Origin of the sequence: Caulobacter sp. LjRoot300, from assembly GCF_964253875.1 — a bacterium.
In the GTDB taxonomy this organism is placed as follows: domain Bacteria; phylum Pseudomonadota; class Alphaproteobacteria; order Caulobacterales; family Caulobacteraceae; genus Caulobacter.
The window spans coordinates 274,256-298,395 of sequence record NZ_CAXUSA020000005.1; the positions used below are offsets into that span (position 1 = coordinate 274,256).

Annotated in this window: 31 protein-coding genes; 18 read left to right on the forward strand and 13 right to left on the reverse strand. The window is 69.2% G+C overall.

The window, feature by feature from the left end; genetic code table 11:
* Positions 1-151 precede the first annotated feature (151 nt).
* The 4 genes from ACSQ2G_RS18585 (at position 152) to ACSQ2G_RS18600 (ending at position 4,260) form a co-directional block, all read left to right on the forward strand.
* A complete protein-coding gene (locus ACSQ2G_RS18585; protein WP_310082780.1) occupies positions 152-637 on the forward strand; it encodes an SspB family protein in 486 nt (161 codons plus the stop codon).
* A gap of 4 nt (positions 638-641) precedes the next feature.
* The gene (locus ACSQ2G_RS18590; protein WP_436033377.1) at positions 642-1,127 is read left to right on the forward strand and encodes a PaaI family thioesterase; all 486 of its coding nucleotides are present in this window, start codon (positions 642-644) and stop codon (positions 1,125-1,127) included.
* Between the two features lie 8 nt (positions 1,128-1,135).
* Positions 1,136-1,936: a C13 family peptidase gene (locus ACSQ2G_RS18595; RefSeq protein ID WP_436033379.1), complete on the forward strand. Its 801-nt coding sequence runs from the start codon at positions 1,136-1,138 to the stop codon at positions 1,934-1,936.
* Positions 1,937-2,055: 119 nt separating this feature from the next.
* Positions 2,056-4,260 carry a serine hydrolase domain-containing protein gene (locus ACSQ2G_RS18600; protein WP_436033381.1) on the forward strand — a complete coding sequence of 735 codons (2,205 nt, stop codon included), beginning with the start codon at positions 2,056-2,058 and terminating at the stop codon, positions 4,258-4,260.
* A gap of 45 nt (positions 4,261-4,305) precedes the next feature.
* Here ACSQ2G_RS18600 and ACSQ2G_RS18605 read toward each other — a convergent pair whose 3' ends face one another.
* The 4 genes from ACSQ2G_RS18605 to ACSQ2G_RS18620 all read right to left on the reverse strand — a co-directional run bounded on the left by ACSQ2G_RS18605 (position 4,306) and on the right by ACSQ2G_RS18620 (position 7,210).
* A complete protein-coding gene (locus ACSQ2G_RS18605) occupies positions 4,306-4,707 on the reverse strand; it encodes a RusA family crossover junction endodeoxyribonuclease (RefSeq protein WP_436033383.1) in 402 nt (133 codons plus the stop codon).
* A gap of 2 nt (positions 4,708-4,709) precedes the next feature.
* A complete protein-coding gene (locus ACSQ2G_RS18610) occupies positions 4,710-5,033 on the reverse strand; it encodes a YbjQ family protein (RefSeq protein ID WP_436033385.1) in 324 nt (107 codons plus the stop codon).
* A gap of 281 nt (positions 5,034-5,314) precedes the next feature.
* The gene (locus ACSQ2G_RS18615; RefSeq protein ID WP_436033387.1) at positions 5,315-6,502 is read right to left on the reverse strand and encodes an acyltransferase family protein; all 1,188 of its coding nucleotides are present in this window, start codon (positions 6,500-6,502) and stop codon (positions 5,315-5,317) included.
* 168 nt (positions 6,503-6,670) lie between these two features.
* Complete coding sequence (locus ACSQ2G_RS18620; RefSeq protein ID WP_436033389.1) at positions 6,671-7,210, reverse strand: DUF1697 domain-containing protein; 540 nt, start codon at positions 7,208-7,210, stop codon at positions 6,671-6,673.
* 129 nt (positions 7,211-7,339) lie between these two features.
* Here ACSQ2G_RS18620 and fumC point away from each other — a divergent pair, with 129 nt between their 5' ends.
* Positions 7,340-8,731 (forward strand): class II fumarate hydratase, encoded by a 1,392-nt coding sequence (gene fumC, locus ACSQ2G_RS18625; protein ID WP_436033391.1) that lies wholly within the window; start codon positions 7,340-7,342, stop codon positions 8,729-8,731.
* Between the two features lie 68 nt (positions 8,732-8,799).
* Here the strand turns inward: fumC and ACSQ2G_RS18630 are convergent, their stop codons facing one another.
* Both ACSQ2G_RS18630 and ACSQ2G_RS18635 read right to left on the reverse strand, forming a co-directional pair.
* Entirely contained in the window at positions 8,800-9,045 is a 246-nt protein-coding gene (locus ACSQ2G_RS18630) for a DUF4926 domain-containing protein (RefSeq protein WP_436033393.1), read from the reverse strand.
* Entirely contained in the window at positions 9,042-9,389 is a 348-nt protein-coding gene (locus tag ACSQ2G_RS18635) for a DUF6883 domain-containing protein (RefSeq protein ID WP_436033394.1), read from the reverse strand. The genes ACSQ2G_RS18630 and ACSQ2G_RS18635 overlap by 4 nt, the downstream gene beginning before the upstream one ends.
* Positions 9,390-9,510: 121 nt before the next feature.
* Here ACSQ2G_RS18635 and ACSQ2G_RS18640 point away from each other — a divergent pair, with 121 nt between their 5' ends.
* From ACSQ2G_RS18640 to ACSQ2G_RS18650, 3 genes are read left to right on the forward strand one after another with little or no spacing between them, the layout of a single operon-like run.
* A complete protein-coding gene (locus ACSQ2G_RS18640) occupies positions 9,511-10,251 on the forward strand; it encodes an AAA family ATPase (RefSeq protein ID WP_436033396.1) in 741 nt (246 codons plus the stop codon).
* 31 nt (positions 10,252-10,282) lie between these two features.
* On the forward strand, positions 10,283-10,525 hold the full coding sequence (locus ACSQ2G_RS18645; protein ID WP_436033398.1) for a type II toxin-antitoxin system CcdA family antitoxin: 243 nt from the start codon (positions 10,283-10,285) through the stop codon (positions 10,523-10,525).
* The gene (locus tag ACSQ2G_RS18650) at positions 10,519-10,836 is read left to right on the forward strand and encodes a CcdB family protein (protein ID WP_436033399.1); all 318 of its coding nucleotides are present in this window, start codon (positions 10,519-10,521) and stop codon (positions 10,834-10,836) included. The genes ACSQ2G_RS18645 and ACSQ2G_RS18650 overlap by 7 nt, the downstream gene beginning before the upstream one ends.
* On the opposite strand, the gene ACSQ2G_RS18655 is transcribed toward ACSQ2G_RS18650, so the two are convergent.
* Complete coding sequence (locus ACSQ2G_RS18655) at positions 10,833-11,234, reverse strand: YccF domain-containing protein (protein ID WP_436033400.1); 402 nt, start codon at positions 11,232-11,234, stop codon at positions 10,833-10,835. The genes ACSQ2G_RS18650 and ACSQ2G_RS18655 overlap by 4 nt on opposite strands.
* Positions 11,235-11,400: 166 nt before the next feature.
* Here ACSQ2G_RS18655 and ACSQ2G_RS18660 point away from each other — a divergent pair, with 166 nt between their 5' ends.
* On the forward strand, positions 11,401-12,252 hold the full coding sequence (locus ACSQ2G_RS18660) for an FkbM family methyltransferase (RefSeq protein ID WP_436033402.1): 852 nt from the start codon (positions 11,401-11,403) through the stop codon (positions 12,250-12,252).
* Between the two features lie 129 nt (positions 12,253-12,381).
* On the opposite strand, the gene ACSQ2G_RS18665 is transcribed toward ACSQ2G_RS18660, so the two are convergent.
* Both ACSQ2G_RS18665 and ACSQ2G_RS18670 read right to left on the reverse strand, forming a co-directional pair.
* The gene (locus ACSQ2G_RS18665) at positions 12,382-12,924 is read right to left on the reverse strand and encodes a hypothetical protein (RefSeq protein WP_436033404.1); all 543 of its coding nucleotides are present in this window, start codon (positions 12,922-12,924) and stop codon (positions 12,382-12,384) included.
* Position 12,925: 1 nt separating this feature from the next.
* Entirely contained in the window at positions 12,926-13,936 is a 1,011-nt protein-coding gene (locus tag ACSQ2G_RS18670) for a polyprenyl synthetase family protein (RefSeq protein ID WP_436033406.1), read from the reverse strand.
* A 131-nt stretch (positions 13,937-14,067) separates the two neighbouring features.
* On the opposite strand from ACSQ2G_RS18670, the gene ACSQ2G_RS18675 reads away from it, so the two are divergent.
* Entirely contained in the window at positions 14,068-14,835 is a 768-nt protein-coding gene (locus ACSQ2G_RS18675) for a tRNA1(Val) (adenine(37)-N6)-methyltransferase (protein ID WP_436033408.1), read from the forward strand.
* Between the two features lie 156 nt (positions 14,836-14,991).
* Here ACSQ2G_RS18675 and ACSQ2G_RS18680 read toward each other — a convergent pair whose 3' ends face one another.
* Positions 14,992-15,555, reverse strand: a complete 564-nt coding sequence (locus ACSQ2G_RS18680) for a nucleoside 2-deoxyribosyltransferase (protein WP_436033410.1) — start codon at positions 15,553-15,555, stop codon at positions 14,992-14,994.
* Between the two features lie 140 nt (positions 15,556-15,695).
* Between ACSQ2G_RS18680 and ACSQ2G_RS18685 the strand changes: the two genes are divergently transcribed.
* Complete coding sequence (locus tag ACSQ2G_RS18685) at positions 15,696-16,418, forward strand: CAP domain-containing protein (protein ID WP_436033412.1); 723 nt, start codon at positions 15,696-15,698, stop codon at positions 16,416-16,418.
* A 37-nt stretch (positions 16,419-16,455) separates the two neighbouring features.
* On the opposite strand, the gene ACSQ2G_RS18690 is transcribed toward ACSQ2G_RS18685, so the two are convergent.
* Both ACSQ2G_RS18690 and ilvC read right to left on the reverse strand, forming a co-directional pair.
* Positions 16,456-16,725, reverse strand: coding sequence for a hypothetical protein (locus tag ACSQ2G_RS18690; RefSeq protein ID WP_436033414.1), 270 nt, complete (start codon positions 16,723-16,725; stop codon positions 16,456-16,458).
* 147 nt (positions 16,726-16,872) lie between these two features.
* Positions 16,873-17,892, reverse strand: coding sequence for a ketol-acid reductoisomerase (gene ilvC / locus ACSQ2G_RS18695; protein ID WP_028039886.1), 1,020 nt, complete (start codon positions 17,890-17,892; stop codon positions 16,873-16,875).
* A gap of 166 nt (positions 17,893-18,058) precedes the next feature.
* Here ilvC and ACSQ2G_RS18700 point away from each other — a divergent pair, with 166 nt between their 5' ends.
* Complete coding sequence (locus ACSQ2G_RS18700) at positions 18,059-18,994, forward strand: NAD(P)H-dependent oxidoreductase (RefSeq protein WP_436033416.1); 936 nt, start codon at positions 18,059-18,061, stop codon at positions 18,992-18,994.
* Positions 18,995-19,034: 40 nt separating this feature from the next.
* Here ACSQ2G_RS18700 and ACSQ2G_RS18705 read toward each other — a convergent pair whose 3' ends face one another.
* Positions 19,035-19,925 carry an RcnB family protein gene (locus ACSQ2G_RS18705; protein WP_436033417.1) on the reverse strand — a complete coding sequence of 297 codons (891 nt, stop codon included), beginning with the start codon at positions 19,923-19,925 and terminating at the stop codon, positions 19,035-19,037.
* A 132-nt stretch (positions 19,926-20,057) separates the two neighbouring features.
* Here ACSQ2G_RS18705 and ACSQ2G_RS18710 point away from each other — a divergent pair, with 132 nt between their 5' ends.
* The 6 genes from ACSQ2G_RS18710 to ACSQ2G_RS18735 all read left to right on the forward strand — a co-directional run bounded on the left by ACSQ2G_RS18710 (position 20,058) and on the right by ACSQ2G_RS18735 (position 23,987).
* Positions 20,058-20,612 carry a DUF924 family protein gene (locus ACSQ2G_RS18710; protein WP_436033419.1) on the forward strand — a complete coding sequence of 185 codons (555 nt, stop codon included), beginning with the start codon at positions 20,058-20,060 and terminating at the stop codon, positions 20,610-20,612.
* Positions 20,613-20,683: 71 nt separating this feature from the next.
* Positions 20,684-21,637, forward strand: a complete 954-nt coding sequence (locus tag ACSQ2G_RS18715; RefSeq protein ID WP_436033420.1) for an SH3 domain-containing protein — start codon at positions 20,684-20,686, stop codon at positions 21,635-21,637.
* Between the two features lie 86 nt (positions 21,638-21,723).
* Positions 21,724-22,566: a thymidylate synthase gene (locus ACSQ2G_RS18720; RefSeq protein ID WP_436033756.1), complete on the forward strand. Its 843-nt coding sequence runs from the start codon at positions 21,724-21,726 to the stop codon at positions 22,564-22,566.
* Positions 22,563-22,991, forward strand: coding sequence for a PaaI family thioesterase (locus tag ACSQ2G_RS18725; protein WP_436033422.1), 429 nt, complete (start codon positions 22,563-22,565; stop codon positions 22,989-22,991). Before ACSQ2G_RS18720 ends, ACSQ2G_RS18725 begins: the two co-directional genes overlap by 4 nt.
* A gap of 70 nt (positions 22,992-23,061) precedes the next feature.
* Positions 23,062-23,577 (forward strand): dihydrofolate reductase, encoded by a 516-nt coding sequence (locus ACSQ2G_RS18730; RefSeq protein ID WP_436033424.1) that lies wholly within the window; start codon positions 23,062-23,064, stop codon positions 23,575-23,577.
* Positions 23,577-23,987 (forward strand): hypothetical protein, encoded by a 411-nt coding sequence (locus ACSQ2G_RS18735; RefSeq protein ID WP_436033426.1) that lies wholly within the window; start codon positions 23,577-23,579, stop codon positions 23,985-23,987. Before ACSQ2G_RS18730 ends, ACSQ2G_RS18735 begins: the two co-directional genes overlap by 1 nt.
* Positions 23,988-24,140: the final 153 nt, after the last annotated feature.

Here is a 24,140-nt window from a genome sequence, read left to right on the forward strand (position 1 = left end):
GGGAGGTGGCGCGGCGCAAAGCGCCGCGACGGAGGGGGCCAGCACCGCCGCCCTCTTTCTTCTATTTTCCCCTACGCTCCCACCTTCTCGCCGCCCCCGCGACACGCTACTCTGCGCGCTTCATCCCAGTTCTCGCTTTACGATGGACCGCATGGCCCAGACCAATCCGCCTGAAGACCTGATGCAGTACGAGGCGATGGCCCAGGACGCCCTGCGCGGCGTCGTGAAGGCCGCGCTGAGGAAGGCCGCCGCGCCCGGTGGCCTGCCCGAGCCGCACCATCTGTACATCACCTTCAAGACCCAGGCGGCGGGCGTATCGGGGCCCCAGGACCTGCTGGGCAAGTATCCAGACGAGATGACCATCATCCTGCAGCACCAGTACTGGGACCTGGCGCCGGGCGAGACCTTCTTCTCGGTGACCCTGAAGTTCGGCGGCCAGCCCAAGCGGCTGTCCGTGCCCTATGCGGCCGTGACCCGGTTCTACGACCCATCGGTGCAGTTCGCCCTGCAGTTCGAGGCCCCCGAGATCTCGCCCCAGGAGCCCGAGCCCGAACCGGAACCCGAGGTGGTCGCCACCACCGAGGGCGGCGAGGACGCGCCGAAGATCATCTCGCTCGACCAGTTCCGCAAGAAATAGCCGCGTGAGCGACATCGCCCCAAACGAGGTCGTCTCCGCAACGCCGCAGACCCTGACGGACGAGGCGATCCTCGCGCGGTTCCACGCGTCCCGGAACCCGCCGGGCAGCGCCCGCACGCTGGGCTTCCACATGCTGTCGGTCAGCCAGGCCGAGCGCCGGGTCGAGATCGCCTTCGAGCCCTCGGTCGAGGCGGTCGGCAATCCCATGGGCCAGGTCCAGGGCGGCTTCGTCTGCGCCATGCTGGACGAGTGCATGTCGGTGGCCGGCATGATCGCCTCGGGCATGACCTCGGTCGTCCCGACGCTGGAAATGAAGACCAGCTTCCTGCGCCCGGCCATGCCCGGACCGCTGAAGGGCGTCGGCTGGGTGGTGCGCTGGGGCAAGACCGTCTGCTTCCTGGAAGGCGAGCTCTACGACCCCGAGGGCCGGCTGCTGGCCAAGGCCAGCGCCACGGCGATCCCGACGCCGTTCTCGAAGTTCAAGACGTAGCAGGACCCATGCGGCGGTTCGCGCGCCTGGTCCTGGGTCTGCTGCTTGCGCCCCTGCTCGCCGCCGCGCCCGCCCGGGCCGATGCGCCCTCGTTCGCGAACTGGGCCGCCGTCGTGGTGGCCGGCGACTGGCACGCCCATTCCGGGGGGCCGACCGAGGCCTTCGACAACGCTCGCCGCGACGTGGGCGCGGCCCTGCTCGACTTCGGCTTTTCCCGCGAGGCCGTCCGCCAGTACTCGGTGCGGCCCAGGCGCTATCCGGCGCCCAGGCCGCGCAAGACCGATCTGGGGGCCATCCATGCCGACCTGCGCGACCTGGCGACCAAGAACCCCGGCGGGTGCCTGGTCTATCTGACCAGCCACGGCGCGCCCGAGGGCGCGTTGCTGGGCGAGGACATCCTGCCCCCCAGCCTGCTTGCGGCGGCGGTCGACGACGCCTGCCCGGCCCGCCCGTCCATCATCGTGGTCTCGGCCTGCTTCTCGGGGGTGTTCGTCAAGCCGCTGCAGCGTGAGGACCGAATGATCCTGACGGCGGCGCGGCCGGATCGCGCCTCGTTCGGTTGCAGCGAGGATGACAAGTACCCCTATTTCGACGACTGTTTCCTGTCGTCGGCGTCGACAGCCCACGATTTCGCGGCCCTGGGGCGGGCGGTGCAGGCCTGCGTGGCCCGGCGCGAGCGCGACACGGGCGCGGAGCCGGCGTCGGAGCCGCAGCTGTGGATCGGCGCGGGCCTGCGGCCGCTGCTGCCGCTCTACGCCTTTCCGCCGCGCGCCCCCGTCCGACCCGCCGCGCCGCCCAAGCGGCGCTGACCGGGCAGGCGTCCACGGGAAAGGCGGCCGGACAAGGCCACAGCCCCTTTGATCCCCGGCCAGGGTGCCCTAGAAGTCGGACCACCCTTAGTTTTCCTAGAGCCGGCGAGGTCTTGTTCGTGACGCTGCGTCTTTCGTTCAGGTCCGTTCTTTCGGCGGCGATCATCGGCTGCGGCCTGTTCGGCGCGACGGTGGCGCAGACCCAGGACGCCCCCGCTCGGCGACCGGCGGCGGCGACCGTCGTCCTGCCCTCCAAACCGATCCCCTACACCTCGACGGTGCGCCGCCGCGCGCCGCGCCCACGCCCGGCCGCGCCGGCCGCCGCCCGTACGGCGACCCCGACCCGCGCCAGGACAGCGACGGCCGCGCCAGCGGCGGCGCCCGCAGCGGTCGCGGCGGCGGCCTCGCCGGAGACCGCCGCGCCAGCCCCGTCGCCGGTCGCGGCCAGTTCCGCCGCCCCGCTGCCGCCCGCCAACCTCGAGGCCTATGTCGACGGCGTGGTGCGCGACCGCATGGCTCGCGACCATATCGCCGGCGTAACCATCGCCGTCGTCCAAAACGGCCAGGTGGTGCTGAAGAAGGGCTACGGCGTCGCCAGCCTCACGGACCGCCGCAAGGTCGACCCCGACACGACCCTGTTCCGCCTGGGTTCGATTTCCAAGACCTTCACCTGGATCGCCCTGATGAACGAGGTCGAGGCCGGGCGCATGCGCCTGGACACGCCGATCAACATCTACCTGCCCGAGAAGCTGCAGCTGAAGGACCAGGGCAAGAAGACGCCGGTGCGGCTGCGCGACCTGATGACCCACACGGCCGGGTTCGAGGACCGGGCCCTGGGCCAGCTGTTCGAACGCGATCCGCGCCGCGAACGCTCGCTGGAGCAGTACCTGCGCCAGGAGCGCCCCAACCGGGTGCGCGAGCCGGGCCTGCTGCCGGCCTATTCAAACTACGGCGCGGGCCTGGCCGGCGCGGCCCTGGCCAATGTCACGGGCCAGCCGTTCGAGAAGACGGTCGCCGACCAAGTGATCCTGCCCGCCGGCCTGACCCACACCACCTTCCGCGAGAACCGTCCATGGCGGGACGACCTGCCCGCCCCGATGGCTCCGGCCCTGGCGGCCGGTCTGTCGGACGGCTTCCGCTGGACGTCGCTGGGCTTCCAGACGGAGGCGCCCGAGTTCATCGGCCACGTCGCCCCCGCCGGCGCCGCCTCCAGCACGGCCGGCGACATGGCCCGTTACATGACCCTGCTGCTGAACGGCGGGACGATCGACGGCCGGACGGTGTTCTCGCCCCGGACCAGCGCGATGTTCCGCACCCCGATGTACCGTCCGGCCGAGGGCGCGCCGGGCTGGAACGCCGGCTTCATGGACATCCCCCTGCCCGGCGGCCATCGCGGCTTCGGCCATGCGGGCGCGACCCTGTGGTTCCACTCCAATCTGGTCATGGTCCCCGACCTGGGCCTGGGCGTGTTCGTGGCCGTCAACACCGACACCGGCGCCGACCTGCCCGCCAGCCTGCCCGCGACGATCATCGAGCGCTTCTACGCCCCCCGCCCGGAGATCCCCGCCCCCAGCCGGATCACCCAGGACGAGGCCCGGGCCTACGAAGGCCAGTTCCTGACCACGCGGCGCGCCTATGGCGGGCTGGAGGGCTTCATCGACCGCCTGATCGGCGATGCGACCGTGCGCGCCGCGGCGGACGGCCGCCTGACCCTGACCCTCGACGGCAAGTCCAGCCAGTGGACGGCGACCGACCAGCCCGACACCTTCGCGCCGGCCAGCGGATCGGGCCTGCTGGTGTTCCAGCGCGAGGACGGCAAGGTGACGCGGTTCTTCTCGCCCGCCGGCGCGGCGGCGTTCGAGCGCATCGGCTTCCCGCATCAGCCGGGCCTGCTGACCACCTTCGCCGCGCTCGCCGCCCTCGCCGCCCTGGCCACCCTGGTGGGCGCGGTCACCCGCGACCGCCGCGAGGCGCGCCAGACCCCGACCCAGGCCCGCGCCAGCCTGCTGCAGACCATCCAGGCCATTCTCTGGCTGGTCGCCCTGGTCGGCGTCGGCATGTTCGCCCGCGGCGCCGGCGACCTGGCCAAGGTGTTCTACGGCTGGCCCAGCGGCTGGCTGCTCAGCGCCTCGGCCTGCGCCTTCGTGGCCACCGGCCTGACCATCGCCACCCTGGCCATGCTGCCGGTGGTGTGGCGCGGCGGCCGGCGGGTCGACAGCTGGACCTCGCTGCGCAAGCTGGCCTTCAGCTGCACGACCCTGATCTTTCTGAGCTTCGCCCTGCTGCTGGCGGCCTGGGGCTTCCTGGAGTTCTGGAACGCCTAGAGCAAAGACGGGGACAGGCCCAGGGGCCTGTCCCCAGCCGCTCCCTCAGCCCTCCAGCGTCGCCCGCAGGAACCGCGTCTCCAGCTTGCGGACGACGATGACGATCCGTTCGCGCTCGGCCGGGCGGCGCTCGACCAGCAGCCGGGCGACCTGGGCGTCGTCGTGGAAGGCGTAGCCCTTGATGGCGTCCAGCAGGGCCTTGGCCAGGTTGTCGAGGTCCATCCACGGCGGCTCGCCGACGAACTCCATGCCGATCTCGACCGAGAACTCGCCCCAGGCCGGGCGCGAGCCGCGCCAGACCTTGCGGAAGAACTCGTAGATCAGCGGCTTGTAGTACTTGGCCTGGGTGGTCAGGCCGTCGACCACCAGGGTCAGCTCGCCGCCGTCTTCGCGGGCCCGGACCTTGCCGTGGTGGACCCAGCCGTCACTCTCACCCAAAGGAGGCATCACTAGGCGATCGGCTCAACCTTAACGGCGGTGCCGTAGGCCAGGACCTCGGTAATGCCTTCCATGATCTCGTTGGCGTCGTAGCGCACGGCGATGATGGCGTTGGCCCCCAGTTCGGCGGCGTGGGCCACCAGCAGATCGTAGGCCTCCTGGCGCGCCGCCTCGGCCAGGTTGACATAGATCGACAGCTTGCCGCCGAAGATCGACTGGATCGAGCCGCCGATATTGCCGATCACGCTGCGCGAGCGGACGGTGACCCCGCGCACCAGGCCCAGATGGGCGACGACGCGGTAGCCGGGCAGGTCATTGGTGGTGGCGACGAGCATCGGGTTTCTCCGGAAGAGATTGCGCTCCTATAGCCGAGCGCTCGCGGCTCGACCATGGCTAGAGCGCATCGGCATTCAGCGCTTCGGGGATCAACCTGCCATCCACCCCTTCTGAACCGTCATTCCCGCCCTTGTGGCGGGAACCCCTGGTTCAGCCGACGGTGAAGCGCCTTGGCGCGCTGGCGCGCCACACCTCCGCCTTTGCGGCGGACAGAGGGGTTCCCGCCACAAGGGCGGGAATGACGATGCGTTGGGGGACGGGCCCGAATGTCGATAGGCCGCTAGAGCCGCAGATGGATCCCGCGCCGGTCCAGGGGCGCGATCGCGGCGGTGATCAAGGCCAGGATCGCCAGGGCGCAGAGGAACGAGGCCAGATAGGGGTCGGCGGTCAGGCGCTGGGCCGTCTCGAAGCCGAAGCCCTGCGGCGTCAGGTCCGGAACCCCGGTGCGATGCTGGACGGTCAGGCCGGCGCAGGCGCCCAGGACCTGCGACACCACGAAGGCCAGGATGGCGTTGCCGCCCAGCACCTTCAGCGGCCAGGCCGCCAGCTGCGCCGCCCGGGCCCTCAGAACCAGGTGCAGCCCGATCAGGGCGACCAGGGAGGCGCCGCTGCTGAACAGCGCGAAGCTGGGCGTCCAGATGCGCTTGTTGACCGGCACGATCGGGTCCAGCGCCAGGCCGACGACGATCAAGGCCGCGCCGAGGGCGAACAGCGCGGCCAAGACGCGCCCCTCGGGTCGGTCGCTGGCCCGGGCCAGGAACGCGGCCGCCACGGCCCCCAGCAACACATTGACCGTGGCCGGAAGCGTCGAGAGCAGGCCTTCCGGATCATAGGTCACCCCCACGCCCTCGGTCGTGCCGTAGGGCCAGAGATGAGGGATCGTGAAGACCGCCCGGTCGATGAAGGCCGGCAGCGCGCCTTGCGAGTCCCAGCGATCGGCCCCGAACCCCGGCACGGGCGTGAAGGTCAGCAGCGCCCAGTAACCGACCAGAAGGACCACGACGGCCAGGACGACAGCGCCGAGGTTCAGGCGCAGGGCGCCGCCAGCCTCGGCCTTGGCGGGCAGGATGCAGATCGCGCTGGCCAGGGCGTAGCAGAGGCCGATCCGCTGCAGGACGCCCGGAATGCGCAGGTGCGCCAGGTCGAAGCTCGGCAGGGCGTTGAGCGCCAGGCCCAGCAGGATCAGCAGCGCCGTGCGCCGGGCGACCTTGAGCCACAGGGCGGCGGACGTCGCCTCCCCGGCCCGCAGGCGCGGGACGGACAGGCCGATCGCCATGCCGACGCAGAACAGGAAGGTCGGAAACACCAGGTCGGCGGGCGTCCACCCCCGCCAGGCCGCGTGCTTCAGAGGCGCATAGGCCCGGTCCCACGACCCCGGGCTGGTCACCAGGATCATGCCCGCGACGGCCAATCCTCTCAGAACATCGAGCGCGACGATCCGTCCGCCATCAGCCTTCGCCGAATCCATGGCCCGCCTCCCCTTTTTTGCCGGCGAGACCCTGCCACGAAAGACAGCGCTGTCAAATCTCCATTTCGACGTCACATCCCGGAGCGCCGATTGTCCAGATGGCTCCCTACGACAGCGGCGGCGCGAAAGCGGTGAAACGGCTGGATGTCGCGAAATCCCGTCGCGGAGTCAGAGCCCCACCATCGCCGCCAGCTTCAGCACCGTGTTCCAATTGCGGGCCGTGCCCAGCGGCGCGCGCTTGGTCTTCTTCCAGTCGCGGTCGAGCATCGAATGGCCGACGTCGTCGGGGTAGTCGATATAGAGTTCGCGCGTTCCGACCTTGAAGGTCTCGGGACCGGTGATCGCCGCGCGCAGCGTCGCCTCGTCGCCGTCCGGCAGCGGCGCCTTCATGAAGTGCACCAGCAGGTGGTTGGGATGGCTCCTGGCTTCGTCGGGATAGGGATTGGCGTCGATGATCGCCTTCAGCTCGGCGGGGGTGCGGACGAAGAACTCGGTGCGCAGGCCCATGCGCTTTTCCAGGCCGTCCTCCAGCCGCTTTTCCAGATGGGCGTCAGCCTCGGCCTTGCCCCACAGCACCAGGTTGCCGCTGGCCAGCAGGGTCTTGGCGTCGTCGAAGCCCAGGTCCTTGGCCAGGCCCAGCAGGTCGTCCTTCAGCACCTTGCGGCCGCCGACATTGACGGCCCGCAGCAGGGCGATGTGGGGGCTCATGGGTGGGCTCCGTTCCGTGATTGTTCCCGTCGTAATCATCGCCGGGGTGGTTCGCAAGCCGCGAGCGTTGCCCTTCGCCCGCCTTGGGTCTAGACCCCCGCTCGACCGTTTTTCCGGGAGACCCGCCGCATGACCGCCACGCGCAACGAGACCGACACCTTCGGCCCGATCGCCGTCGAGAACGACAAGTACTGGGGCGCCCAGGCCCAGCGTTCGCTCGGCAACTTCAAGATCGGCTGGGAGAAGCAACCGCTTCCCGTCGTCCGCGCCCTGGGGATCGTCAAGCGCGCCGCCGCCGAGGCCAACCTGGCCTTGGGCAAGCTGGACCCGAAGATCGCCGAAACCATCGTGGCGGCCGCCAACGAAGTCATCGAAGGCAAGCTGAACGAACACTTCCCGCTGGTGGTCTGGCAGACCGGCTCGGGCACCCAGTCGAACATGAACGCCAACGAGGTGATCTCCAACCGCGCCATCGAAATGCTGGGCGGCGAGATGGGCAGCAAGAAGCCCGTCCACCCCAACGACCACGTCAATATGAGCCAGTCGTCGAACGACACCTATCCGACGGCGATGCACGTGGCCTGCGCCGAGCAGATCGTCCATGACCTGCTGCCGGCCCTGAAGCACCTGCACACGGCCCTGAAAGCCAAGTCCGACGCCTGGGCCAAGATCATCAAGATCGGCCGCACCCACACCCAGGACGCCACTCCCCTGACCCTGGGCCAGGAGTTCGGTGGCTACGCCCAGCAGATCGCCAACGGCGTCGAGCGCATCGAGCAGACCCTGCCCAAGCTGATGCAGTTGGCCCAGGGCGGCACCGCGGTCGGCACGGGCCTCAACGCCCCCATCGGCTTCGCCGAGAAGGTGGCCGAGCAGATCGCCGCCATCACCGGCCTGCCCTTCACCACCGCCCCCAACAAGTTCGAGGCCCTGGCCGCCCACGACGCCATGGTCTTCAGCCACGGGGCGATCAACACCGTCGCCGCCAGCCTGTTCAAGATCGCCAACGACATCCGCTTCCTGGGCTCCGGCCCGCGCGCCGGCCTGGGCGAACTGTCGCTGCCGGAGAACGAGCCGGGCTCGTCGATCATGCCGGGCAAGGTCAACCCGACCCAGTGCGAGGCCCTCACCCAGGTCTGCGTCCAGGTGTTCGGCAACCACGCCGCCGTCACCTTCGCCGGCAGCCAGGGCCATTTCGAGCTGAACGTCTTCAACCCGGTGATGGCCTACAACTTCCTGCAGTCGGTGCGCCTGGTCGCCGACGCGGCGATCAGCTTCACCGACAACTGCGTGGTCGGCATCGAGCCGCGCGTCGACAACATCAACAAGGGCGTCGAGAACAGCCTGATGCTGGTAACGGCCCTGAACGGCAAGCTGGGCTACGACCTCTGCGCCAAGATCGCCAAGACCGCCCACAAGAACGGCACCACCCTGCGCGAGGAGGCCGTCGGCGGCGGCTATCTGACCAACGAAGAGTTCGACCAGTATGTCCGGCCCGAGAACATGATCTCGCCGGGCTGAGCGCTGAAGGGCGACCGCTCAGCGGTCGCCCTTCCTGTACGCGCATTCCAACGTCGCGTTATCCAGCCCTATTCCGCCGCCACGGTCCGCGCATGCAGCCGGTCCGTCTCCAGCGCCGGCCGGACAGCGTCGGCCGTTACCGACACTTCGTCCAGAGAGACGCCGTCCAAACTGAACATCTCCAGCATGTAGCCGTCCGGCGTGTCCGCGCCCGGTTTGCGATGGATGTGGATGACCACCCCGACATCGCCCGCCAGGAGTCCATGCTCCGGAATGTCCCGCGTCAGCACCGCATAGGCGTGTTGGGCGATCATGGCCTGGCTCCGATCGGCTTGAGGGTAACAAATCTGGGCCCTGTTTGTCCCGCGTCAACCTGCCAGACCGTTCGCACCCAGACCACGCGCCCGGTGGGAGTCGGCAAGGGGCCATCCACGCGATGCTTTACGCCGAAGGCTGTCACCTCGCTGTCGGCCACATCGTTGTCTCGACCATGTCGCAGCAGCGCTTCGCGAAGGGCCGCCGGATCGGCGCGGTCGAAGCCGTGCAGAATCAGGAAACGCCCCTTGGGCCAGCCCTCCTTGTGATCTGGATTCAAGATGTATTCGGTAAGCTTGCCATCATCGACAATGGCCAGCTCCGCGTTGGGCAGGCGAGGCATGACATCCCGGTTTCGATCTGTGGCGCCAGGCTAGCGCAACGGTGACGATAGTGGCCAATTTCAAGCGGCCGGCGTCAAGCGTTGGACGTTCCGGATTTCAGCCGCCCACGGAGATCAGCCCATGACCGCCCTCGACCACCCCTACTGGATCGAGGCCCGGGTCGAGCGGCGCGAGGGCTGGGACGCGGGGGTCTATCCGTTCAACCTGCCGGTCGTGCGCGATCTCGACGTCCTGGCCTTCCACCCGCGCGTCACCTTCCTGGTCGGCGAGAACGGCTCGGGCAAGTCCACCCTGATCGAGGCCCTGGCCATGGCCTGGGGCTTCAACGCGGAGGGCGGATCGACCAACGTCAATTTCTCGACCCGCGCGTCGCATTCGTCCCTCAGCCAGTACATCCGGCGGGTCCGAGGCGCGCTGCGCCCCATCGACGGCTATTTCCTGCGCGCCGAAAGCTTCTTCAACGTCGCCAGCTATATCGAGGCGGTCGGCGTCAGCGGCTATGGCCGCACGCCCCTGCACGAACAGTCGCACGGCGAGGCCTTCTTCGCCCTGTTCGACAATCGCTTCCGCGGCGACGGCCTCTACATCCTCGACGAACCCGAGGCGGCGCTGTCGCCGCAGCGGCAGCTGTCGTTCCTGGCGCGGCTGCACGAGTTGGTCCTGGCCCGCTCGCAGTTCATCATCGCCACGCACTCGCCGATCCTGCTGGGCTATCCCGACGCCTGGATCTATCAGGCCTCCGAGCGCGGCCTCGAACGCGTTGAGTACGAAGACACCGAGCACTTCCAGGTGACCCGCAACTTCCTCAACCGCCGCCAGACCTTCCTGGACATCCTGCTGGCGCCGGACGACGAGGCCTGACGGTTCGCGGCCGCCGTGCTAGCCTCTACGCATGGGCAAGGTCGAACTGGACATCGGCATCGATCCGGAACTGCTGGCGCAGGCCAAGCGGCTGGGGATTTCCGTCGCCGGCATGAGCGAGACCCAGCTGCGGCTGCACCTCCAGAAAGTGGACCCCGCCGGCGCCGAGGAACGCGCGCGACGGTGGGCGGAAGAGAACGCCGAGGCGATCAAGGCGCTCCACCGGTTCGTCGAGGAACACGGCGCCTTCGGGGACGATCTGCGGACGTGGTGATCCGTCAATACGACGTCTTCGACAATCCGAGCGCGACCACGCGCGCCAAGGTCCCCTATGTCGTCGTTCTGCAATCCCACTTATTCGAGGCTCTGCCGACGCTGGTCATCGCGCCCATGATGCGGCTCGATCAATCGGTGCAAGGCGGCAAGATCCTGGTCGAGGTGAACTTCGCGGATGAACGCTTGGTCGTGAACACGGCGTTCCTGACCAACGTTGAACGTTTGCGGCTGGGCCGCTCGCGCGGCTCGCTTCTCGCCTACGAGGACGACATCCGCCGCGCCGTCGAGCGCCTGTTCACCGGTTTCTAGCGCCGGTCCACCACGGTCCGACCGATCGGGGCCAGGGCGACGACGGCCAGCTGCAGGTCCTTGATCGCGAACGGGATACCGATGATCGTCACAGCCTCGACGACGGCGGCGATCAGATGGGCCAGGGCGATGTACCAGCCGCCCAGGACGAACCAGATCACGTTGAGCACGCAGCCCAGCGGGCCGGTGCCCAGGTCCTCGCGGCCGGTCACCAGGTCGCGCGGGACAATCTCCTTGCCGAAGGGCCAGAAGGCGAAGCCGGCGATGCGCCAGGCCGCGCCCGCATAGGGCAGGCCCACGATGGTGATGGCCAGCAGCGCCCCGCCCAGCAGCCACAGGCAGCCCGAGATGAAGCCGCCGAAGATGAACCACAGGATGTTGAGCAGCAGGCGGATCATGACTGTCTCCGAAGGATGTTCCAGGCGTGCGACGAATCGCGACCGATGTCGAGCTTCGCCTTTCGCGCCGCTCGGACGTGACCTTGCCACAAGCTATCGCTATGTGACGCTCGAGAAACAAAAGGCTCGCCTCCGATTCCAGGCGGCGGGCCGTGACGAGGGCGCGATGGGTCTGTTCCGGAAGAAGAAGAAGCACCAGGCGATCTCGCTGCCCGTCGGCGCGGCCCCGGTCCCCGCTTCAGTCAAGTTCCGCGGCTGCACGTTCCGCATGCCCGACCACTGGGTGATCACCAAACAGCTGCTGGATGGCAAGGACTACGAGCCCTGGGTGCTGGACTACTTCCTGCAGACCCTGAAGCCCGGCATGACCGTGCTGGACGTCGGGGCCAGCTGGGGCGCCTTCGCCCTGCCGGCCGCGCGGAAGGTCGGTCCTGAGGGCCGGGTGATCGCCATCGAGATGAGCCCTGGCAATGGCCGGGTGATCCTGGAGAGCGCCAAGGCCAACGCCATCGACAACATCCGCCTGATCCTGGTGGGCGTGTCCGACACCCTGGAGACCGCCTTCCTGCGCCGCCAGACCATGCACAACAACCACCAGCTGGAACCGGCGGGCCAGGCCGCGCCGGACGACCTGAGCGACTACGACTTCGCCCCCGTCGTGCCGATCGACCTGCTGCGCGGCGAGCTGGGCCGGGTCGACGTGATGAAGATCGACATCGAGGGCATGGAATATCGCGCCTTCATGGGCGCCAAGGCCTTCATGGCCGAGCAGAAGCCGATCACCTTCCTTGAATATTCGCCGCGCTTCCAGGCCGAGACGTCGCGCGCCGAGGGCTCGGCCCTGCTGAGCTTTTTCCTGGACCTGGGCTATGACGTCGAGATCCTGCACCGCAAGAAGAAGCGCGAGGCGGTCAAGGGCGCCGACGCCGCCGAGGTGATCTCCCGGATCGACGCGGCCTGGACGCGCCACGTCGAGGACGACAACGGCACGCACCTGGACCTGTGCCTGAAGGCGTAGGGCTGACGCCTTGCGTCCTTCGAGGCTTGGCTTCGCCTCGCACCTCAGGATGAGGAATTCAGTAGCAACAAAGCTCCTCATCCTGAGGCGCCCGCGCAGCGGGCCTCGAAGGACGCAAGGCGCAACCGCCTACTTGATCAGCTGCCACCGCTTGGCCCACCGCCCCTTGCCGAAGCGGGTGAGGATCAGCAGGTAGAGCCCCGCATAGATCACCGTGCCGGCGCCGACGACCGCCATCGCCCAGGGGCCGGGCACATGCCAGGGCGGCGGAGCCAGCCAGTCGTGCGGCGGGGCGGTCAGCTCCAGCCACAGCCCGCCCACCCAGGCCAGCGAGAACAGCAGCACGGCCGGATAGCGCAGCAGCGGGCTCTTCTGGACCAGCAGCAGGACCTGGAGGAACGCCACCGCCAGGCCGGCGGCGATCGCCGCGCCGGCGGTCAGCCAGCCATTGTGCGCCAGCGCCTTGACCTGCATCGCTGTGGAAACGGCCGCCCACAGCGGCGCCCACAGCACCGGGCCGAACATCAGCAACAGGACGCAAAAACCGATCACCACGCCCAGGCCGCCGCCGATCACCCTGCCGGCCGCCTCGCCGGCGCGGTGCGCGTGGTCGTGGCCGTGCGGTTCGTCGCGGGGTGTTTCGGAGGAGGCCCGCCGCCCCGCCCTCGCCACCTCAGGCCCGCCGGCTGACCGCGAAGTCGGCCAGGCTCTCGAGGCTGGAGCGCCAGTCGTTGGCCGGGAAGCCCTTCAGGGCGGCCTTGGCCTTGTCGGCGTAGTTGGCGGCCAGGTCGAGCGTGGCCTCCAGCGACCCGGTGCCGACGATCAGTTCGCGGGCCCGGCGGAAGTCGGCCTCGGTCTGCTCGCGACGGCCGATGGCCCGTTCCCAGAACTCGGCCTCGCGCGGACCCGAGCGGGCGATGGCCAGCAGCAGCGGCAGGGTGGCCTTGCCTTCACGGAAGTCGTCGCCGGCGTTCTTGCCCAGGGCTTCGGTGGTGCCGCCATAGTCCAGGGCGTCGTCGGCCAGCTGGAAGGCCAGGCCCAGGTTCATGCCGTAGGCGCGCAGAGCGTCCGACTGGGCCGCCGTCACCCCGGCCGAGACGCCGCCGGCTTCCGACGCCGCGGCGAACAGCTCGGCGGTCTTGGCGGCGATGATCTCCAGGTACAGCGCCTGCGACAGGTTCAGGTCGTGGCTGCGGGTGAGCTGCAGCACCTCGCCCTCGGCGATCACGCGGCTGGCCTTGGCCAGGATCTCCAGCGCCTTCATCGAGTTCGTCTCGACCATCAGTTCGAAGGCCCGGGCGAACAGGAAGTCGCCGACCAGGACGCTCTGGGCCGCGCCCCAGATCAGGTGGGCCGCGACCTTGCCGCGCCGCAGCTGGCTGCCGTCGACCACGTCGTCGTGCAGCAGGGTGGCGGTGTGGATGAACTCGACGGCGGCGGCCAGCTTCAGGCAGGTGTCGTTGTCCGACCCGGCCAGGCGCGCGGCGGCCACGGTCAGCAGCGGACGCAGGCGCTTGCCGCCGGCGGCGATCAGGTGCTCGGCCAGGGCGGGGATGACCGGAACCTCGCTCTGCATGCGCGCGGTGATCAGGGCGTCGACCCCGGCCATGTCGGCGGCGGCCAGCCGCACGAGACGATCCACCGATCCCGGCTCCCGGGCGAGGGTCGCTGCAGCTGCGTCCAAAACCATACTCTCCCTGCTGACGCCCGCCGGCGGTCGGCGTACGCCTCGCGTCCCTTGGGCTTGATCAGCCGTTGCGAGCGACAATGGTGGCGGGATAGGTCAGGGTCAAGGCGAGCACAAGGCTTGAAACGTTGCCGAACGAGATACCCGCGGCCGGAAGCCCGCCAAGCGTCACCGAAGACGCCGTCCTCAACGGCCGCGTGCGGCTGCGGCAACCCGTGGCCGGCTACCGGGCGGGCATGGACGCGGCCCTGTTGGCGGCGGCCTGCGACGCGGGACCGGGCGAGCGGGTGATCGAGGCCGGCTGCGGGGTCGGCGGGGCGCTGCTTGCGGCGGCCGTCCGGCGGCCGGACGCCCGATTCGTCGGACTGGAGCGCGATCCGGCCGCCGCCGACCTGGCGCGCGGCAATGTCGTCCTCAACGGCCTTGAGGACCGCGTCGAGATCGTCGGCGGCGACGTCGCGCGCGGTTTCCGGGCCCTGGACCTGCCGGTGTTCGACGCGGCGATCAGCAATCCGCCGTTCTTCGACGACCTCGCCGCCCTGCGCGCGCCCGCCCCGGAGAAGTCCGGCGCCTGGATGGCCGACGGCGGCCTGGCGGCCTGGACCGGCTTTTGCCTGAAGGCCGTGCGCGAGGGCGGGACGATCACCCTGATCCACCGCGCCGACCGGCTGGCCGACCTCCTGGCCCTGCTGGCCCCCAAGGCCGGCTCGTTCAGGATCCGCCCGATCGCGCCCTTCGCCGACGCCCCGGCCAAGCGGGTGATCGTCCGGGCGATCAAGACCGGCAAGGCCCCGCTGGTGCTGCTGCCGCCGCTGGTGCTGCACGAGCGGGAGGGCGTGGGGCATTCGGCGGCGGCCGAGGCGATCCTGCGGGGGGACGCGGCGCTGGGGTGGTGATGGACAAGGTCCTCCCCCCGTGGGGGAGGTGTCGGCGAAGCCGACGGAGGGGGATTGGTCCGCCGATAGCCGAAACTTGGATCGAGGATCCCAAAACTCCCCCCACCGATCGCTACGCGATCGCCTCCCCCACAGGGGGAAGATCGAAACAGCCCCCTACTCCGCGTACAGCGCCAACGCCTCCAGGCACATCTCCAGCCCGGTCAGGTCGTGCAGCGGATTGTCGGTGATGATCACGAACAGCCGCCGGGCCTCGGCCCACAGCATCAGGGTCTCGGGCAGGCCGAAGTCCTCGACCACGCAGCCGTCGCCGTCGCGCCAGACCCCGTGCTCGTCGCGCTGGGCGCCGACATGCACCTCGACGCGGTCGACATATTCGGCCTCGCTCTCGTCGGCGATATTGACATAGGCCATGATCGGCCGCCCCAGCCCGGCCAGCACCCCGGCCTCGAACGCCGCGGCGCTGGCGCAGGAGGGCCCGCGGAACGGGGTCAGGTTAATGATCCCGGCGTCGGCCTGCCGCAGCTTGGCCATCCTCTCGGCGTAGAGTTCGCGGGCCTGGACCTCGACATTGTCGGCCTGGGTCTCGACGATGGCGGGCGCGGTCAGGCCGGTGAAGCCGTTGTCGGCGCACAGGGCGCGCTGGCGCGCGCCTTGCGCCTGCGCGTCGGGAAGCCAGGGCTCGGGGCCGGCCAGCCAAATGGAACGTACGGGTCTCATAGCCCCTTAGAGCTTGCCGAAACGGGACGCTGTCAACCGCCTTGAGGATCATGAACGCTTTAGATCGAAGGACTCTGGTCGCCGCGACCGCCGCCATCCTGACCGCGCCGGGCCTCGCCCCTAGCCCAGCGGGGGCCGCCATGAGCGATCCGTGGCTGGCCTACGACCGCCGCCTGCGCCGGCAACTGGCCGACAGCCGAGGCGACTTCGATCCCGATTTCGAGACCGACCTGCGCGACCTGGGCGACATCTTCCGGCGCGGCCAGGGCCTCTCCGGACTGACGCCGGATCCCGGCCTGACCCTGGCGGCCCGCGCCCACGCCGCCGACATCGCCCGCACCGGCGTCTTCGACCACATGACCCGCGAGGGCTTCGGCCCCGCCGCCCGGGTGGGGCTGCTGGCCCGCGACCTGGTCGGCGCCCCGGCCGAGAACATCGCCGAACGCCTGAACGCCGACGGCGCGGTGCGGCCCGACCAGATCATGGGGCAGTGGAAGGGCAGCGCCGGCCACCGCGCCAACCTGCTGTCGCCGGGCTTCACCCATGTCGGCTACGGGGTGCTGCGGCGGGGTCGCGAGGTGATCGCGGTCGGGGCCTATGCCGAGGTCTCCGCCCGCCTGGCCGCGCCCGCCCCGCTGCGCGTGGCCTCGGTCGCGGCCATCGCCTCGGTCCTGGCCAACGCCACGCCGCGCATCGACCAGTTCTCGGTGTCCGAACCCGGCGCCGAGGCCCTGGTCGAAACCTATGTCGAGGCCCCCGGCGCCCGGACCCTGCCGCCGGGGGCTTGGCAGCTGCGCCCGCACCTGTCGACCGGCGCGCGGAAGTATCAGGTGGCCTGGGGGCCGGTGTTCGTGCTGGGGTGAAACGCCCCGGCGAAGACCTCCGCCGGAGCGGTTCGCGTCAGTTCTCGTTGGAAGTCGGCCACGGGAACGGCGGCGTCGGCGGCTCCACCGGATAGGGGTTGGGCCATTCGGCCAGGCAAAGCGCCTTTTCCTGCGCGAAACAGGCCTGCCATTCTGGCGTGCCGCGGCTGTAGAGCGGGTCACACTGCGACCAGGCATACTGGGTGCAGGGCGGCGGAAGGGCTTGGGCGGCGGGCGTGTAGACGACAGCCGTGGCCAACAACGCCGCGACGGCGGCCAACAAGCGAGACAACTTGGAGCGAGACATACAACCTCCAGGCGAACGCGCGAAATCACGCCCGCTTATGTGACCCAAGATTGCAACAACCGTCAATTGAGTACGAGCGACGCCAAACGAAAAACGGCGGGCCCTTGCGAGCCCGCCGTTCGTCGGTTCAGCGATGAAGCGAAAAGCCTAGTTCTTGGCCACGTCCACCAGCTTGTTCTTGGCGATCCAGGGCATCATGGCGCGCAGGCGGCCGCCGACTTCCTCGATCTGGTGCTCGGCCGAGCGGCGGCGGGTCGCCTTGAAGCTGGGCTGGCCGACCTGGTTTTCCAGCATGAAGTCGCGGACGAACTTGCCCGACTGGATGTCTTCCAGCACGCGCTTCATCTCGGCCTTGGTTTCCGGCGTAATGATGCGCGGGCCGGTGACGTACTCGCCGTACTCGGCCGTGTTGCTGATCGAGTAGTTCATGTTGGCGATGCCGCCTTCATACATCAGGTCGACGATCAGCTTCAGCTCGTGCAGGCATTCGAAATAGGCCATTTCCGGCGCGTAGCCGGCTTCCACCAGCACTTCGAAGCCGGCGCGGACCAGCTCGACCGTGCCGCCGCAGAGGACGGCCTGCTCGCCGAACAGGTCGGTCTCGCATTCTTCGCGGAAGTTGGTCTCGATGATGCCCGAGCGGCCGCCGCCGATGGCGCTGGCATAGGCCAGGCCCAGGTCCAGCGCGTTGCCGGTGGCGTTGTGGTGCACCGCGATCAGGCAGGGCACGCCGCCGCCCTTCTGGTACTCGCCGCGCACGGTGTGGCCGGGGCCCTTGGGGGCGACCATCAGCACGTCGATGGTGTCCTTGGGCTCGATCAGGCCGAAGTGGACGTTCAGGCCGTGGGCGAACAGCAGGGCCGCGCCGTCGCGGATGTTCGGGGCGATGTCGTTCTTGTAGATCGCGGCCTGGTGCTCGTCTGGCGCCAGGATCATCAGCAGGTCGGCCCAAGCGGCGGCCTCGGCCACGGTCATGACCTTCAGGCCTTCGCCCTCGGCCTTCTTGGCGGTCGGCGAACCGGCGCGCAGGGCGACGGCGACGTTGGTCGCGCCGGAGTCCCGAAGGTTGAGGGCATGCGCGTGACCTTGCGAACCATAGCCTACGATCGCGATCTTCTTGTCCAGGATGCGAGCGAGGTCGGCGTCGCGATCATAATAGACGCGCATGTTTTTTCTCCAGGACTGGTCAATATGGCCGCCCCGCGCAACAGCGGAGCGACAAAGGCCGGGCGTTTGAGCGTTTTTTTGCCGTTTCGTCAAGGCGATGACGACAGAACATTGTGACGCTGAAGCCTCTGTGGCGACGTTTTAGACGTTGAGGCGTTCCACCGCCATGGCCAGCCTGCAAGAAGCGCCCGAAGACGCCACGATCGTTTCCCCCCGACCCAGCGAGGATCGCGCCCTGCGGGTGCTGGTGATCGCCGGCTCGCAGCGCCGGCACAACAGCTGTCCGGGCCTGGATTCCAAGGCGCGCGCCCTGATGACGCGGATGGCGGCCCGGCTGCCGGCCGCGTGGCAAATCGACACGGAGGACCTGGGCAACCAGCACGGCAAGCCCAAGATCCAGGCCTGCAACGCCTGCGTCAGCTCCTCGATGGCGCTCTGCGTCTGGCCCTGCAACTGTTACGGCCCGCGCAGCGCGACCCAGCCCGACCTGATGTGGGACCTGGACCTTTACGGCCGCCTGGCCCGGGCCGACGCCTGGGCCTTCATCGGCCCGACCAACTGGTATGGCCCGTCCAGCAACTTCAAGCTGATGTTCGACCGCCTGGTCTGCGCGGCCGGCGGCAATCCGCGTCCCGACCTGATCGACAAGAAGGACACGCTGAAGGCCCAGGCCCTGGAGCGCTCGCCGCAATGGCGGCGGCTGACCCGGAACCACCTGGAGGGTCGCACCGCGGCGTTCTTCACCTATTGCGACGGCGGGGCCAACGAAATGGGCGAGGACGGCCGCCCCCGGCTGGTCAAGCGCAAGGACTGGTTCGATCCGGGCCAGGAGCCGTACCAGGACGAGCGCCTGGCCTATCAGGGCCTGGTCTGGCAGTGCCGCTACAGCGGGGTCGAGGTCCCCGATGGCCTGTGGACCGCCGGTGTGTTCGGCGAGGGCAAGGCCTATGCCGACGACCAGGCCGACGACATGATGGCCGAGACCGACCACATGGCCGAGTTCGACGCCTGGGTCGATCGCTTCATCACCCACGTGGCCCTCAAGGGGATCGTGGCGACCAAGGACGACGAGCGGGCGGCGAAATCGACGACGAACGTCTAGTCATGGACGGGGACGCCCTTTGCAGGGCGTCCCCGTCATGTCACCAGAACAGGTCGTAATAGACGCTCAGGACCTGGCCGCTCCAGACGTCGACCAGCAGGGCGTCGTCGCCGACCCGCACCCACTCGCAGCCGATCGGGGGATACGGCAGGCCGTACCGCCAGGCGTCCAGATAGTAGGACGAGCCGTACCAGCCGCCCGGCAGGTATTCGCCGAACGACCAATGGCGCGCATAGAAGCCGCGCGGGTAGCGGTAGGCCGGAACCCGGTAGCGCTGGGCGGCGCGATAGGAGGGGCGGTAGCGGCGCTGGTCGTAGCGCTGGCGATCGTTGTCGCGGTCGCGCCATTGGCCGTCGTGGCCCGGCCGACCCCAGTCGGGGCGTCCCTGGCCGGGACGGCCCTGGTCGCCACGTCCGGGCCCCCGGTCCCAACCGCCGTTGCGGTCGCCGCGATCGCCGCGATCGTTCCAGTTCCGGTCACCGCGGTTCTGGTCGCCGCGATTTTGATCGCCGCGGTTCTGGTCGCCGCGATCCCAGCCGCCGTCGCGGCCGCCTCGGTCCGGCCAGCCTTCGCGCGGGTTGCGGGGCTGCGGCGCAGGCGCCGGCTGCGGGGGTTGCTGGGCCTCGGGCGCCGGCCGGGCGCCGCCGTTCCAGTCGGGACGACCGCCGCGGTCGCCACGTTCCCCGCGCGATTGACGCCAGGCGCCGCGATCGCCGCCGCCCGAAGGCTGCTGTTGCGGCTGAGCCTGGGGCTGCTGCTGGGGCTGCTGAGCCTGCGGCTGCTGCTGTTGTCGCTGACGCCAGCCGCCGCCGTCGCCGCGTTCGCCGCGGCGATCCGGGCGATCCGGGCGATCCTGCCCGGCGCCGGCGGCTTCCGCCGCGGCCCCGCCCAGCAGCGACAGGATCATCGCCGTCGTGATCAGACGTTTCATGTCTTTCCAAGTGCTCCAAGGGACCTTGTTCCGGCCCCGTCGCTCATCCCTTGTATTGAAGTGTCGGCCTTGCTCCATGAACCTTGTTTGAACGACACCGCCTATCCAAGATTGTCCGAAAGAGGATCCGCCATGACCGCCAAACCACAGGACGTGTTGGGCTTCTGGACCGCCGCCGGTCCCGACAGGTGGTTTTCCAAGTCCGACGCCTTCGACGACGCGATCCGCCTGAAGTTCGAGCCCGTCCACCTGGCCGCCGCCCGGGGCAAGTACGACGCTTGGGCCGCCGAGGCGCAGGGCGCCCTGGCGCTGGTGATCCTGCTGGACCAGTTTCCCCGCAACCTCTACCGCGGCGGCGGTCACGCCTTCGCCACCGACGGCAAGGCCCGCGCCATCGCCGCCGCCGCGGTGGCGGCCGGCCACGACAAGGCCGTCGCCCCCGAACTGCGGCCGTTCTTCTACCTGCCCTACGAGCACTCCGAATCCCTGGCCGACCAGGAGACCAGCATCGCCCTGTTCGAGGGGCTGCTGAAGGACACGGGCGACGCCGACAGCCTCAAATGGGCCATCGCCCATCGGGACATCATCGCCCGCTTCGGCCGCTTTCCCCATCGCAACGCGGCGCTGGGGCGCGCGACGACGGCGGCCGAACAGGCCTTCCTGGACCAGGGCGGTTTCGCGGGCTGAGCCAAGCCTTGGCTGGGGGCCTGCCGCAAGCTAGGGTTGGCTCTCAAGCTTTGAGAACTTAGGGGCACATCATGAAATTGCTGTCGGGATTGGTGGCGGCCAGCGCCACCTTGTCCATTCTCGCGCCTTCGGCGGTGTTCGCCCAGGCCAAGCCCAGCAACGCGCAGAAGCTGCAGACCCAGGCCGTCGCCGAGATCCCCCGCTGCGCCCGCAAGCTGGGCACGCTGTCGATCATCGACGGCGACGACCCCCGGGGCTGGACGCAATACAATCTGGCCTCGCCGCAGAAACTGCTGAAGGCCATGGTCCAGAAATCGGGCTGCTTCAACCTGGTCGACCGGGGCGCGGGCCTCAACGCCGCCCAGATCGAGCGCAACATCGGCGGCAATCTGGGCCTGCAGCGCGGCTCCAACGTCGGCCAGGGCCAGGTCAAGGCCGCGGACTACGTGCTGGTGGCCGAGGTCCAGGCCAGCGACGCCAATTCGGGCGGCGGCGCGGTGGCGGGCCTGCTGGGCGGGGTGATCGGCGGCCGGGCCGGCGGCCTGATCGGCGGCATCAAGACCAAGAAGCTGGAAGCCAACACCGTGCTGTCCCTGACCAACGTGCGCACCACCGAGACGGTGGCCGTGCAGGAAGGCTACGCCGCGAAGAACGACATCGGCTTCGGCCTGGGCGGCGCGATCGGCTTCGGCGGCGCGGTCGGCGGCGGCTATGAGGACACCGAGATCGGCCGGATCATCACCCTGTCGTTCATCAACAGCTACACCAAGCTGGTCACCGACCTGGGCCTGGTGTCGGCCACCACCGCCTCGGCCGCCGCGGCCGCGCCGTCCAAGACCTTCACCGCCATCCGCGTGACCAACATGCGCGCTACGGCCGCGGCCGGCGGCAAGCTGATCCGCGCCCTGCCCGCCGGCGCCATCGTCTATCCCACCGGCGAGAAGAACGGCCTGTGGTGGGAAGTGTCCGACGAGAACGACAATGTCGGCTGGGTGCTGAACACCGGCCTGGAGCCGTCGCGGTAGCAGGACGCTCGTCTGGGGACAGGCGCATGCGCCTGTCCCCGGCCAATACACTGGCGAACATCTCGATTCGGCGGCACTCTGGCGGCATGAACGCCATCGCGCCGGTCCACTCTCAGCCCGCCTCCGCCGACCATCCCGAGCGGCAGTACCTGAACCTGCTCGCCGACATCCTTGCGAACGGCGTCCAGCGCGGCGACCGCACCGGCACCGGCACCCTGGGCGTGTTCGGCCGGCAGATCCGCTTTGACCTGTCGAAGGGCTTTCCGGTCCTGACCACCAAGAAGCTGCACCTGCGCTCGATTATCGTCGAGTTGCTGTGGTTCCTGCGCGGCGACACCAACGTGAAGTACCTGCAGGACAACGGCTGCAAGATCTGGGACGAGTGGGCCGACGAGAACGGCGACCTGGGCCCGGTCTACGGCAAGCAATGGCGCTCGTGGGCCGCGCCTGACGGCCGGTCGATCGACCAGATCGCCAACCTCGTCGAGGGCCTGAAGACCAACCCCAACAGCCGCCGCCACATCGTCAGCGCCTGGAACCCGGCCGATGTCGAGGACATGGCCCTGCCGCCCTGCCACTGCCTGTTCCAGTTCTTCGTCGCCGACGGAAAGCTGAGCTGCCAGCTCTACCAGCGCAGCGCCGACGTCTTCCTGGGCGTGCCGTTCAACATCGCCTCCTACGCCCTGCTGACCCTGATGGTCGCCCAGGTCGTCGGCCTGCAGCCGGGCGAGTTCGTCCACACCTTCGGCGACGCGCACCTGTATCTGAACCACCTGGACCAGGCCCGCGAGCAGATCCAGCGCGAACCCAAGCCCTTCCCCACCCTAAAGATGGCCGACAAGCGCGACCTGTTCGCCTTCGAATACGAGGACTTCCAGCTGGAAGGCTACGAGGCCCACCCGCACATCAAGGCGGCGGTCGCGGTTTGACCTGGGCCACCGATCGGCTCGACCAGATCAAGGGCGGCGACACGCCCTTTCCGCCGGTGGTCCAGACCCTCCAGTTGGGCGGCCTGGATGACTGGGGCGAGGGCTGGGCGCGCAAGACCTGGACGCCGGCCCCGGAACTGCTCAACAGCGACGGCTCGCTGTTCGGGGGCTATATCGCCGCCCTCGCCGACCAGATCCTGGCCTTCGCGGCCATGACCGTCGCCCCCGCCGACGCCGTGTTCCGCACCAGCAACCTGAAGGTCGACTTCATCCGCGTGGGCAAGGCCGAGGTTCTCGCGCTCGAAGGCCGCGTGGTCGCCCGGACCCGGGGCATGATCCACGTCGAGGCCGACTTCCGCCGCCCCGACGGCGAGCTGATCGCCCGCGCCAGCGCTCAGCAGATCATCGTCCCCTTCGGCGGCTGATCCGTCCACCAAGGTCGCAAGCCCGACAGACCGGGTGGCCGCGACGGCCGACGCAGGGTAAACATGTCGCATGTCCGTTATCCTCACCGTCGGCCCGGTGGCCCGTTCCCTTAACGGCGTCATCGGCCGCGACAACGACCTGCCGTGGCGGCTGAAGTCCGACCTGGCGATCTTCAAGGCCTGTACGATGGGCAAGCCGGTGATCATGGGACGCAAGACCTGGGACAGCCTGCCGCGTAAGCCGCTGCCCGGGCGGATGAACATCGTGCTGTCGCGCGACGGCTCGTTCGAGCCGCCCCAGGCCGTGGTCTGCGAGAGCTTCCTGGAGGCCGTGCAGATGGCCAAGGAACAAGCGGCCGAGGACGGCGTCGACGAGGTCTGCGTAATTGGCGGCCGCGCCCTGTTCGAGACCGCCCTGCCCAAGGCCAGGCGGCTGTACCTGACCGAGGTGCAGGCCGAGGTCGAGGGCGACGTCAGCTTTCCCGCCTTTGACGAAGCGGCCTGGACCGAGGTGCGCCGTGAGGCGCATCCTGCCGGTCCCGACGACGACCACGCCTTCGTCTTCCGTGTCCTGGAGCGCCGCTGATGCGTCCCCCTCCCCGCGCCCTGGCCGTCCTTCTCAGCGTCCTGGCCCTGACCGCCGGGGTGACCGACGTGGCCCTGGCCGACATCGGACTGGGCCAGGGCGACAGCCTGGCGCGGGCGGCGGCCACCGACGTGGTGGTGTTCAACGTGGTCAAGGTGCGGCCGCTGGACGGCGGCGAGGTCGCCAGCTGCCGGGTGTTCGGCCGGGCGATCCGGGCCGAGCGCGGCAAGCGCTACAGGCCTCGCCAGTCGGTGCGCCTGACCGTCCCCTGCGCGACCCAGGGCGCCGACGCCTCGGACGCCACGCCCAAGTGGGTGGATCGCGAGGCCCTGGTGCGCTCGGCCCACGGCCGCGCCTTCCTGGGCAGCGATGGCGGGCTGATCGCCTACGAGCTCTATGACCTGAACTGAGGCGCCGTGCGTCCTTCGAGGCTCGGCTGCGCCTCGCGCCTCAGGATGAGGAATTCAGTGCGAAAAGAGTCCTCATCCTGAGGCGCCCGCGTCAGCGGACCTCGGAGGACGCAAGGTGCTTGCCGCGTCGTTCAAACGAACGTTTACTCCCTG

Coding starts and splice junctions, on each gene's coding strand:
- ACSQ2G_RS18585 (WP_310082780.1), top strand. CDS start 152: ATGGCCCAGACCAATCCGCCTGAAGACCTGATGCAGTACGAGGCGATG.
- ACSQ2G_RS18595 (WP_436033379.1), top strand. CDS start 1,136: ATGCGGCGGTTCGCGCGCCTGGTCCTGGGTCTGCTGCTTGCGCCCCTG.
- ACSQ2G_RS18605 (WP_436033383.1), bottom strand. CDS start 4,707: ATGCCTCCTTTGGGTGAGAGTGACGGCTGGGTCCACCACGGCAAGGTC.
- ACSQ2G_RS18610 (WP_436033385.1), bottom strand. CDS start 5,033: ATGCTCGTCGCCACCACCAATGACCTGCCCGGCTACCGCGTCGTCGCC.
- ACSQ2G_RS18615 (WP_436033387.1), bottom strand. CDS start 6,502: ATGGATTCGGCGAAGGCTGATGGCGGACGGATCGTCGCGCTCGATGTT.
- ACSQ2G_RS18620 (WP_436033389.1), bottom strand. CDS start 7,210: ATGAGCCCCCACATCGCCCTGCTGCGGGCCGTCAATGTCGGCGGCCGC.
- fumC (WP_436033391.1), top strand. CDS start 7,340: ATGACCGCCACGCGCAACGAGACCGACACCTTCGGCCCGATCGCCGTC.
- ACSQ2G_RS18630 (WP_436033393.1), bottom strand. CDS start 9,045: ATGATCGCCCAACACGCCTATGCGGTGCTGACGCGGGACATTCCGGAG.
- ACSQ2G_RS18635 (WP_436033394.1), bottom strand. CDS start 9,389: ATGCCTCGCCTGCCCAACGCGGAGCTGGCCATTGTCGATGATGGCAAG.
- ACSQ2G_RS18640 (WP_436033396.1), top strand. CDS start 9,511: ATGACCGCCCTCGACCACCCCTACTGGATCGAGGCCCGGGTCGAGCGG.
- ACSQ2G_RS18645 (WP_436033398.1), top strand. CDS start 10,283: ATGGGCAAGGTCGAACTGGACATCGGCATCGATCCGGAACTGCTGGCG.
- ACSQ2G_RS18655 (WP_436033400.1), bottom strand. CDS start 11,234: ATGATCCGCCTGCTGCTCAACATCCTGTGGTTCATCTTCGGCGGCTTC.
- ACSQ2G_RS18660 (WP_436033402.1), top strand. CDS start 11,401: ATGGGTCTGTTCCGGAAGAAGAAGAAGCACCAGGCGATCTCGCTGCCC.
- ACSQ2G_RS18680 (WP_436033410.1), bottom strand. CDS start 15,555: ATGAGACCCGTACGTTCCATTTGGCTGGCCGGCCCCGAGCCCTGGCTT.
- ACSQ2G_RS18685 (WP_436033412.1), top strand. CDS start 15,696: ATGAGCGATCCGTGGCTGGCCTACGACCGCCGCCTGCGCCGGCAACTG.
- ACSQ2G_RS18690 (WP_436033414.1), bottom strand. CDS start 16,725: ATGTCTCGCTCCAAGTTGTCTCGCTTGTTGGCCGCCGTCGCGGCGTTG.
- ilvC (WP_028039886.1), bottom strand. CDS start 17,892: ATGCGCGTCTATTATGATCGCGACGCCGACCTCGCTCGCATCCTGGAC.
- ACSQ2G_RS18700 (WP_436033416.1), top strand. CDS start 18,059: ATGGCCAGCCTGCAAGAAGCGCCCGAAGACGCCACGATCGTTTCCCCC.
- ACSQ2G_RS18705 (WP_436033417.1), bottom strand. CDS start 19,925: ATGAAACGTCTGATCACGACGGCGATGATCCTGTCGCTGCTGGGCGGG.
- ACSQ2G_RS18710 (WP_436033419.1), top strand. CDS start 20,058: ATGACCGCCAAACCACAGGACGTGTTGGGCTTCTGGACCGCCGCCGGT.
- ACSQ2G_RS18715 (WP_436033420.1), top strand. CDS start 20,684: ATGAAATTGCTGTCGGGATTGGTGGCGGCCAGCGCCACCTTGTCCATT.
- ACSQ2G_RS18720 (WP_436033756.1), top strand. CDS start 21,724: ATGAACGCCATCGCGCCGGTCCACTCTCAGCCCGCCTCCGCCGACCAT.
- ACSQ2G_RS18730 (WP_436033424.1), top strand. CDS start 23,062: ATGTCCGTTATCCTCACCGTCGGCCCGGTGGCCCGTTCCCTTAACGGC.
- ACSQ2G_RS18735 (WP_436033426.1), top strand. CDS start 23,577: ATGCGTCCCCCTCCCCGCGCCCTGGCCGTCCTTCTCAGCGTCCTGGCC.